Raw genomic sequence first — 2,206 nt, forward strand, 5'->3', positions numbered from 1 at the left:
CTTAAACGGCCGAAAAGCGAATGATGTGGTAGAGCAAGAAGATTAAGCTGCCATAGCTTTGAAGGTTTTATAAGAGCGCGATCTTGAAAAAGGTCGCGCTTTTTTCGTTTTGAATAGCTGATAATTTCCGCTTATAGAAATTTTTTCCAATCAAAGCTCGTGTCACCTACGGCATGGAAGAAAGGGTTCAACATTTCTTCTTTTGTGTTGTAACGCAATGGTGTGAGTTCCGGAGTATAGATTTCACCGCCGGCGCCTTTCAGAACAGCGTGCGCCGCAGCGGTGTCCCATTCACAAGTGAGTGCTAAGCGTGGATACCAATCAGCGGATCCTTCAGCGCAGGCGCAAATTTTGAGGGAGCTACCCATATCTACACGATCGATATTCGAGAACGTATCTGAAACTTTCTCTAACAAGCTATCTAGCGCTTCTGCACCGTGTCGACGACTTCCTACAACCGTTAATGTGGTGCCGAGATTAACGGGCTTGATCGCAATTTGTTCGTGTAATCCTGCTGAGTTTTTGAAGCTTCCGAATGCTAGGCCGCCCAAGTATAAGGTATCTGTTACCGGAACATAAACGAGTCCAAGCGCTGGCTCGTGGTTTTCAATGAAGGCGATATTAACGGTGAATTCGCCATTCTTATTAATGAATTCTTTTGTGCCGTCTAATGGATCAACAAGCCAGTAGCGTTGCCAATGCTTTCGCTCTGTATACTCTGGTAGACCACCCTCTTCTGACAAAAAAGGGATATCTGGAGTTAGGGCTCGTAGACCCTTTTCAATGATTTTGTGTGCCGCTAAGTCGGCTTTGGTAACAGGGGAATCGTCGCTTTTAGTATCTATCTCGATGGGAAAATCTGAGTTATATACTTCTAAAATTGCCTTGCCGGCATCCTTGGCAATAACTGAAAGTGGTTCAAAAAACGCGCTTAAATCTGACATAGCTACCCTGCTTCGTTAAAATGCATCGAATCAATTGCCATAAAGTATAGAGAGTTTGATGCTCAACTGGAATCAAATCGATACCGTCTTCCTTGATATGGACGGCACCTTGTTAGACCTGCATTTCGATAATTATTTTTGGATGCAACATCTTCCAAAGCGCTTCGCTGATACGCGAGGAATGACGCTTGAAGAATCGAATACATTTCTGAGCAAGTATTTTCGAGATCTTAAAGGAACCTTAAATTGGTATTGTTTTGATTATTGGTCTGACTTACTTGATATGGATTTGATCCAATTAAAACATGAAGTGAAAGACAAAATAGCCTACCGGCCATTTGCTGAAGAATTCCTGAGTGCAATATCCGCTGGACCTTATCGCGTATTGCTTGTGACAAATTCTCACAGAGCAGGTGTTGAAATTAAGATGCAATGCACCAATCTAGGCGATTATATTGATGAAGTGCATACATCTCATGATTTTGGCTTACCGAAAGAAGATCCAGAGTTTTGGACAGCTTTGCGCAACAAAGTACATTTTGATCCACGCTCAACAGTATTTTTTGATGATAATGAAGATGTCCTTCATTCTGCTAAAAAAGCGGGACTCGTGCATTTGATCAATATCGTAAAACCAGATAGCCGCGGACCTATGAGAGTGAAAAGTGACTATCCTTTGTTGTCTTCATTTATGGATGTAATGCCTTCGTCATGACAGAAAGTTCTGAGCAAAAAGTTCGTATCGATAAATGGTTGTGGGCAGCAAGATTTTTTAAGACCCGGTCTATGGCTAAAGAAGCTGTAGAGGGCGGCAAAGTGCAATACAACGGTCAGCGTTGCAAACCAGGTAAGACGGTCGATTTGGGCGCTACTTTGCAAATTCGACAAGGCTGGGTGGATAAAGTCGTGACAGTGGCTAGCTTGTCAGATCGTCGTCAAAACGCAACCTTAGCAACAGCTATACGAAGAAACGGAAGAAAGTCGAATAGAGCGTGAAAAGAAAGTGGCGGAGCGTCGTGCGGAACGCGAAAGTCAGCCAGTACCGTTTAGAAGACCGAATAAACGGGATCGTCGTTTAATTCATCGTTTCAAAGATCAACGAAACGATTAGAGACAGAGAGATAATTATGCTTGAAGGAGATTCCTTCCAAAAATTCCTCCTTGATGAATGCCATATTCGAGGTGAAATTGTTCGCTTGTCAAAAAGCTTTCAAGAAGTTACTGCAAACAAAGACTATCCCCAAATACCTAGAGCGTTGTTA

At 42.8% G+C, this 2,206-nt stretch carries 3 protein-coding genes; 2 read left to right on the plus strand and 1 reads right to left on the minus strand.

The window, feature by feature from the left end; all coding sequences use genetic code 11:
- Positions 1-131 precede the first annotated feature (131 nt).
- Complete coding sequence (gene cysQ / locus A3739_RS13310; RefSeq protein ID WP_068501328.1) at positions 132-944, minus strand: 3'(2'),5'-bisphosphate nucleotidase CysQ; 813 nt, start codon at positions 942-944, stop codon at positions 132-134.
- Positions 945-1,002: 58 nt separating this feature from the next.
- Here cysQ and yrfG point away from each other — a divergent pair, with 58 nt between their 5' ends.
- Positions 1,003-1,659, plus strand: coding sequence for a GMP/IMP nucleotidase (gene yrfG / locus A3739_RS13315; RefSeq protein WP_068476024.1), 657 nt, complete (start codon positions 1,003-1,005; stop codon positions 1,657-1,659).
- Complete coding sequence (locus tag A3739_RS13320) at positions 1,656-1,940, plus strand: RNA-binding S4 domain-containing protein (protein WP_369821106.1); 285 nt, start codon at positions 1,656-1,658, stop codon at positions 1,938-1,940. Before yrfG ends, A3739_RS13320 begins: the two co-directional genes overlap by 4 nt.
- Positions 1,941-2,206: the final 266 nt, after the last annotated feature.

The sequence above is a fragment of the Oleiphilus sp. HI0067 genome (assembly GCF_001635735.1).

Bases quoted from the DNA above. Each gene is read 5' to 3' on its own strand.
- cysQ (WP_068501328.1), bottom strand. From the start codon at position 944: ATGTCAGATTTAAGCGCGTTTTTTGAACCACTTTCAGTTATTGCCAAG.
- yrfG (WP_068476024.1), top strand. From the start codon at position 1,003: ATGCTCAACTGGAATCAAATCGATACCGTCTTCCTTGATATGGACGGC.
- A3739_RS13320 (WP_369821106.1), top strand. From the start codon at position 1,656: ATGACAGAAAGTTCTGAGCAAAAAGTTCGTATCGATAAATGGTTGTGG.